Source organism: uncultured Corynebacterium sp., from assembly GCF_902782855.1.
GTDB lineage: Bacteria > Actinomycetota > Actinomycetes > Mycobacteriales > Mycobacteriaceae > Corynebacterium.
In genome coordinates this window covers 1-7,185 of sequence record NZ_CACZOO010000110.1, presented here as the reverse complement: position 1 = coordinate 7,185, position 7,185 = coordinate 1, and the positions used below count along the sequence as shown (strand labels likewise).

Annotated in this window: 7 protein-coding genes and 1 pseudogene; 7 read left to right on the top strand and 1 reads right to left on the bottom strand. The window is 69.9% G+C overall.

Features of this window, described 5'->3' with window-relative positions:
- The first annotated feature begins 9 nt into the window (after window positions 1–9).
- The 6 genes from rpsI (at window position 10) to QZV72_RS05135 (ending at window position 5,441) form a co-directional block, all read left to right on the top strand.
- Window positions 10–462: a 30S ribosomal protein S9 gene (gene rpsI, locus QZV72_RS05160; RefSeq protein ID WP_297006004.1), complete on the top strand. Its 453-nt coding sequence runs from the start codon at window positions 10–12 to the stop codon at window positions 460–462.
- A gap of 551 nt (window positions 463–1,013) precedes the next feature.
- Window positions 1,014–2,072, top strand: a complete 1,059-nt coding sequence (locus tag QZV72_RS05155) for a GIY-YIG nuclease family protein (RefSeq protein WP_297006003.1) — start codon at window positions 1,014–1,016, stop codon at window positions 2,070–2,072.
- 73 nt (window positions 2,073–2,145) lie between these two features.
- The gene (gene glmM / locus QZV72_RS05150; protein ID WP_297006002.1) at window positions 2,146–3,492 is read left to right on the top strand and encodes a phosphoglucosamine mutase; all 1,347 of its coding nucleotides are present in this window, start codon (window positions 2,146–2,148) and stop codon (window positions 3,490–3,492) included.
- A gap of 112 nt (window positions 3,493–3,604) precedes the next feature.
- Window positions 3,605–3,991, top strand: a complete 387-nt coding sequence (locus QZV72_RS05145) for a hypothetical protein (protein ID WP_297006001.1) — start codon at window positions 3,605–3,607, stop codon at window positions 3,989–3,991.
- Complete coding sequence (locus tag QZV72_RS05140) at window positions 3,988–5,037, top strand: procyclic acidic repetitive family protein (RefSeq protein ID WP_297006000.1); 1,050 nt, start codon at window positions 3,988–3,990, stop codon at window positions 5,035–5,037. Before QZV72_RS05145 ends, QZV72_RS05140 begins: the two co-directional genes overlap by 4 nt.
- A gap of 32 nt (window positions 5,038–5,069) precedes the next feature.
- A complete protein-coding gene (locus QZV72_RS05135; protein WP_297005999.1) occupies window positions 5,070–5,441 on the top strand; it encodes a hypothetical protein in 372 nt (123 codons plus the stop codon).
- Window positions 5,442–5,576: 135 nt separating this feature from the next.
- Here the strand turns inward: QZV72_RS05135 and QZV72_RS05130 are convergent, their stop codons facing one another.
- A complete protein-coding gene (locus QZV72_RS05130) occupies window positions 5,577–6,536 on the bottom strand; it encodes a dienelactone hydrolase family protein (protein WP_297005997.1) in 960 nt (319 codons plus the stop codon).
- Window positions 6,537–6,663: 127 nt separating this feature from the next.
- On the opposite strand from QZV72_RS05130, the pseudogene QZV72_RS05125 reads away from it, so the two are divergent.
- Window positions 6,664–7,185 (top strand): annotated as a pseudogene (locus tag QZV72_RS05125) (class II glutamine amidotransferase); the annotation flags it as partial.

Below are 7,185 nucleotides of genomic sequence, written 5' to 3'. Positions count from 1 at the left end.
GTCGCCACCATCGGTGACATCGTCGCCGAGGTCGAGGAGACCGACGAGGCCACTGCGGCCGTCGCCGATCTCTACGAGGGCCCGATCCAGACTGTCGGTCGCCGCAAGGAGGCTGTCGTCCGCGTCCGTATGGTCGCCGGTTCCGGCCAGTTCACCTGCAACGGCCGCACCCTGGAGGACTACTTCCCGAACAAGCTGCACCAGCAGCTGATCAAGGCTCCGCTGGTCCTGCTGGACCGCGAGAACCAGTTCGACTTCCAGGTCAACCTCAAGGGCGGTGGCCCCTCCGGCCAGGCCGGCGCGATGCGTCTGGCCATCTCCCGCGCCCTGAACAAGTACAACCCGGAGGAGCGGGCCGCCCTGAAGAAGGCCGGCTTCCTCACCCGTGACGCCCGCGCCGTCGAGCGCAAGAAGGCCGGTCTGCACAAGGCCCGCCGCGCCCCGCAGTACTCCAAGCGCTGATTGTGTCGGGGCCCGGTTCTCCGGGATCCCCGCCGCTCAGCCCTGGTGGGCCGTCCCGGTTTTCCGGGCGGAGACGCCGTCCATGCCGCACCCCGTGTGCGCCGTGGGCGGCGTTTCGTTGTGTGTGGGTGTGCGGATCCCCGGCCGGCGCCCCGAAACTCCTCGTACTCCGGTGTCCTCGTGCTCCGGTGTCCTCGTGCCCTCGTGTCCTCGTACTCCGGTGTCCGCGTGTGCGCGTGTCCGCGTGTCCGCGTGTCCAGCCGGAAACTGTTACCAGGTACCGGCCCCGTAGCCCGGCATTTCCCCAGGTCGCCGAAAGCGCCACCGGAAAAACCTGGTAACACTTCCCCGTAATCCCCGTAATCCCCGTAATCCCCGTAATCCCCGTAATCCCCGTAATCCCCCGTAATCCCCGGTATCCGGTCCTCGTTGTTCGCGAGCGGGGCAGTCATGCACATGTTGCAGCGACATGACTGTTGTCGCCCGAGTGATCGGGGAGTGCTACCGACAATCCCGGAATCCGTGCACGCATCGTCGATAAACTGTCGACCATGAAAACACAGCAGATGAACCCGACAGACACCGCCGACGAACTCGACGATGTCTCCGTCACCGTCGGTGATGGCCGCGGTGAGTACTATGTCTACGCTCTGTCCCTGACGCCTGTGGACGAGGGGTTCGACCTCCGCAACATCTTCTACGTGGGTAAGGGGAAGGGGGCCCGCTGGCAGCAGCACTTCAAGGACACTGTCACCGACCTCCGCCGACGGGACGTCGACGCGACGGTCACTCTCAGTGCGAAGAAGCAGACGATCAGTGACCTCATCGACGCCGCCGACGGCGACCTGGACATCGAACGTCATGCCTACCTCGTCGAGTGGAGTCTCACCGAGGCTGAGGCGTTGCGCACCGAGGCCCTCGTGATCAAGATGATGCGGAGCTACGGCAACGTGCTGACCAATGAGGTGGCAGGCCATCATGAGGCGGAGGTTCTCATGCCCGCCGGTGAGGTCCGCCGGTTCTACGCTGCGGAGAAAGCGGAGATTGAACGGGTCCGGACGGCCGACCTCGCGGACTTCCTGCCCGGCGGGCCACGGGAGCGGGAGGGCATCTGTGTCGTGGTCAAGGGGTCATCGGAGGAGATGCCCCTGAGCCCCGATATCATCGGGGATGGTCCGGTCGGCCATTTCTGGGACGCTGAAGCGGGGGAGCCGTTCGAGGACGTGGTCCGTCGTGGATGGGATCCGCGCTGGCCGTGGTCCGATGACGAGGCGCGGGAACGGGCCCGGCACTACTGGCCGGTGGGCGACGCCACAGCGGACATCCTCGCCGGGATCGCCGAGGACGGACGGCTGACGCTGGCCATGGCGATCACTGATCCCCGGGCCCGGCAGACGGTCGTCCGGTACTCGTGGGTCGTCGACGACACCGATGAGAGGTGGCTCCGGTATCTCGGTACGGGTCGAGTGGGGTTCCCGCTCGGTACCGCGAACAACGAGTCCTGGGACCCGTGGCTGGGGAAGTGCCTCATCCGTGAGGAGGACGGGAAACAGTTGCTGGAGGCGATGGCGGGGGGGATCGGGTACGCCGCCTACCAGTTCGTGGACTGACAGCAACCGTTCAGCCGGGGTGCCCGCACGTCGACGCCCGGGTGGTGTGCTGCACCCACTAGACTGGCTCCCCATGAGCAGACTTTTCGGAACTGACGGGGTGCGCGGTCTGGCGAACCGGTCACTGACCGCCCCCCTCGCCCTGCGGCTGGGGGCCGCTGCGGCCCGCGTCCTCACCGAGACCTCCCCGAATTCGCAGCGACGGCCCGTCGCCGTCATCGGGCGCGACCCCCGGGTCTCCGGTGAGATGCTGGTCGCCGCGCTCTCCGCGGGCATGGCGGCGCAGGGGGTCGACGTGCTCAACGTCGGCGTGCTGCCGACCCCGGCGGTGGCGTTCCTCACCGATGACTACGGTGCGGACATGGGGGTGATGATCTCGGCGTCCCACAATCCGATGCCGGACAACGGCATCAAGTTCTTCGCCGCCGGCGGCCACAAACTAGACGACACCGTCGAGGACGAGATCGAGGCGATGATGCTCGAACTGCCCGAGACCGGACCGACCGGTGCGGGTATCGGGCGCATCATCGAGGAGTCCGGCGACGGTCTGGAGCGCTACCTGTTCCACCTGGCGTCCGCCGTGCCCGCACCGCTCGACGGGATCCGTGTCGTCGTCGACTGTGCCAACGGTGCCGCGAGTGAGGCCGCCCCGCAGGCCTACGCCCAGGCCGGTGCCGATGTCGTCGCGATCCACAACCACCCGAACTCCTACAACATCAACGACAACTGCGGCTCGACCCACATCGACGTGGTCCGGGAGGCGGTCCTGGAGCAACACGCCGATCTCGGCCTGGCCCACGACGGCGACGCCGACCGTTGCCTGGCGGTCGATTCCGAGGGGAACATCGTCGACGGCGACCAGATCATGGCGATCCTCGCTGTCGCGATGAAGGAGTCCGGTGAACTGCGGAAGAACACCCTCGTCGCCACCGTGATGTCGAATCTGGGCCTCACTCTGGCGATGAGGGAGCGGGGCATCGAACTGCGCCGTACGAAGGTGGGGGACCGGTACGTGCTCGCCGACCTCAACGCCCAGGACCTGTCCCTCGGCGGGGAGCAGTCCGGCCACGTCGTCATTCCGGCGCACGGCACCACCGGTGACGGCACACTCACCGGTCTGTCGATCATGGCGCGGATGGCGGAGACCGGTCGGACGCTGCGCGAGCTGGCCTCAGTGATGACCGTGCTGCCGCAGACCCTGGTCAATGTGCCGGTGGAGGACAAGGAGAAGATCCACACCTCCCCGGTGGTCGCCGAGGCCGTCGCCGAGGCAGAGCGGGAGCTGGGGGAGTCCGGCCGGGTGCTGCTGCGGCCCAGCGGCACTGAGCCGGTCTACCGGGTGATGGTGGAGGCCACCACCGCCGCGGACGCCAAGCGGGTCGCCGGGCAGCTGGCGGCGGTGGTCCTCTCGGAGGGCTGACCCCCTCTGCACGGTGTCTTCCCCGGTGCCGGGGAACCTTCCGGCCGTCGGTGGAGTCAAACAGGGGTAGGACTGTCCGCCGTCGGGGCGGCAGGGGAGGAGGACCACTGTCATGGCACACACGGACCGGATGTCGGTCGATACGGAGCAGGGGAGGTGCGCCGTCACCGCAGCACTCACCGCAGTCGACGCGGTGCCGGACGCCGGGCCGCCGCCGGGCACGCCGGGGGCGCTGACCGCGGTGTCCTTCGGCCAGGGGCTGGGGGCGAAGGGGGCTGCGGTCGTCGCGCTACTCGCGGGGGCACGGGACGCGCGGGCCGGCCATCTGCGCCGGGTGCGTACCGGCCTGGAGGACGCACGACGGTCGGTCGAGCGGATCACCGGTGCCGACCTTCACGCGTCGGACGCGGTCACCGCCGTCACAGCCGCCGTCACAGCCGCCGTCACAGCCGCTGCCACAGCCACCGGCACCTCGGACAGTGGAGGTGGTCCCCGGTGACCACCGGCGCCGCCACCGGGACGGACGCCGCACTCGGCATGCTCGCCGCCACGGCGGAACAGACCGGGTGCCCGGCGGGGCAGGTGCAGCAGATGCGGGCCACGGCGGACTTCACGAGGGGCCTTGACATCAGTGCCCTCTCCGCCAGTGCCCTCTCCGCCGGGGCCGGTGGCGGGTGCACCGCCGCCGGGGCAGTGGACTGCGCTGCCGAGGTCGCACCACTGGTCACGCTGGCAGCGGAGGCGGTGGCGGGTATCGGAGGCGGGGTTCCGGGCCGGGGCCTCTGCGAGGCCCGGGACGCACTGGCCGCCCACACCGCCCTCTGGCGGGACGCGGTGGGTTCGGTGGGCAGCTGTGCCACGGCGATGGATCAGCTCACCGTCAGCTGCATGGGGGAGATCAGCACACTGGTCGAGGACGTGTGCGGGTTGGCGTCGGCCGCGGTGGCGTGCGGATGCGGGGAGACCGCCGCCGGGATGGTCCAGGGGGCGGTGACGGCGGTGACCGATCTGCTCGGGCAGCGAAACAGTGGACTGGAGGCACTGGTGGACATCACGGTCGGAGACTGCCTCCCCGCTGCCCCGGAGGCGATGGTCGCGGGTGCGGCGGGCACCACGGCCGGTCTGCTGCTCGGGGTCGGAGCGGCGGTCGCACTGGGCGGATCGCCGGAGATGGTCGCCGGGGGCCCGGCGGAGCCGCCCGCGTGCGTGGAACAGGGACCCGGGCCGGAGCCGGTCTGCGCCGAGCCGCGGTCCGAGTCTGAACCCGGGCCCGACCCTGAGTCTGAACCCGGGCCGGAACCTGCCCCGGAGTCGCCCCGTGTGGATCCCGTCCACGGGTTCGACAAGACCGACCGCATCCCGGACGCGGCGGGGGCGCCCACCGTCGTCGCCGATACCGGTGGCGCGGCGATGACCGTTGATGCGCCCGTGGTCCCGGACACCGCCGTAGTGCCGCCGCCGGCCACGGACAACTGGAATCCGGACATCTGGACCACCGGCACCGGTAACGACACCGCCGTGCCGGAGTCCGCCGACGCCTGGTGACACCCCACCGGCCCATGAACAGGAGAGTGACCATGACAGATACTGCACGCACGCCGCGGATGAGTGACGCGCACCGGGCGGTGATGGAGGACTACCTCGGAGAAATGCGACAGGTCAGCGCCGATTTCATCGAAGCGTACCGTGCCCAGACCGAGGTCCTGCGCAAACTCACTGCGGAGGTGGAGGCCGCGATGGCGGACAAGGACTGGCCGGAGAACCTCCGACGGCGGGTGGAAGAGCTCGCTGAGCGCGCCGGGGCGTCCGCCGGAACAGGCCCTTCCGACCCGGCCGGGGCGGGGGCCGTCGGGGTGCCCCGGGCGCACGAGGGAGATCCGGCGCACCGGGCCCCGCAGTCCCGGCAGGGCAGGTCCGCCGACACCCTGTTCAACACCCGCACTCCATGACCCCGCCTGCCACCGGCAGACCTCCCCATTGGACCCGGCCTCACCTGCCCGGCCTCACCTGCCCGGTTTCACCTGCTCCCGGCCCACCCCACCGGACCGGTCAGACATGTCACGGGGAAAACGGACCGGCACAGGTCAGCGGTGCAGGATGGCGTCCTGCAGTTTGTCGCCCGGATCCGCGAACTCGGGGAGGGACTCGAAGAGGGCGCGCCTCGTCGCGGTCTCTGTGCCCCTGACCACCGGGAGGTCCGCACCGAAACGGTGCAGCGGGGTGAACGCCGCAGCCTCCTTCGTGTCCACGGCGCCGTCACCGGCGATGAAGCCGACGATGAGGGCACGCAGCAGGTCCTGGACGCCGAACTCCAGGCGGGCACCGCCGAGACCGACCTTGCGGAGCACCGGCTCACTGAACCCGGCCGGGCTGCCCCTGAGGATCTTCCGGTAACCCACCGGACCCCGCCAGTTCGCGGCGAGACGGCGGGCGTTGCCGGCGGGCACGGTGCCCGGGCGTCCCGCGTCGAGCACCAGGCCGGGGGCCTCGACGGAGCGCGCGGCCGCGTAGCAGCTCGGGGTGGTGTCGGAGGGGTACACGGCGATGACACCGGCGAGGGCCGGGGTGTCGTTCGTGGTCACGGTCGCGTCTGCGGCTGGGCGGCCCGTCGCCGCGAGCACCGCGACGCCCGCACCCATGCCGTGACCGGCGAGGTACAGGCGTGCAGGGTCGACGACCGTCGCACCGTCGCCGAGTTTCACGCCGACGAGGATCCGCAGGGCGGACTCCAGGTCGGCGGCGAAGCCACGCTGGTCGGGGACGAAGCCGGTCTCGGTGTCCGGTGCCGCCACGGCGATGCCCCAACTCGCCAGGTGGCGCAGGGTGACATGGTAGGCGTCCGCCGAGACCCTCCAGTCATGGGCGAACACCACTCCGGGAACCGACACCCGCTTGCGGCGTCCGCGGCGGGCGGCACCGCCGGAACCTCTGACGGGTACGTAGACGCGTCCCGGCAGCCCGGCGACGCCGAGGTCGCCGATGTTCACGTCAAAGGGACCGGGCCTGCCGAGGCGGGCGATGAGGTTCTTCACATTCTCAGCCACGGTCCCATGATAAGGGACCGGACATTCCCGCGGGCGGTCGCGGGCCCACCCGGTGGAAGCAAGGTCTCCGGATACGGGGGCGGACCGGAGTAACCCCCGACCGGCATCGCTCGGTAGGGTGGTGCGCATGTGTGGAATCGTTGGTTACGTCGGAGACGCGGTGCGGCAGGTCAGGGCCCTCGACATCGGTCTGGACGCATTGGCGCGGATGGAGTACCGGGGGTATGACTCCGCCGGTGTCGCGGTGGTGCGGCCCGGGGAGCTCGAGGTGGAGAAGAAGGCCGGGAAGCTGGCGAACCTGCTGGAGCAGATCGACGCCGACGGTGGCAGGGACAGTGACCGGTTCGCGGGCGCCACCTGCATCGGGCACACCCGCTGGGCCACCCACGGACGTCCGAACGATGTCAACGCCCACCCCCACGTCTCCTTTGACGGCAAGGCCGCGATCGTCCACAACGGCATCATCGAGAACTTCGCCGAACTGCGCTCCGAGATCGAGGCCGCCGGTATCGAACTGGTCAGTGAGACCGACTCGGAGGTCGCTGCCCACCTTCTCGCCCTGGCCTACAACTGCGGCCCGACCGCCGGTGACTTCGAGGCGTCGGCCCTGTCGGTGCTGCGTCGCCTGGAGGGCGCCTTCACCCTGTTG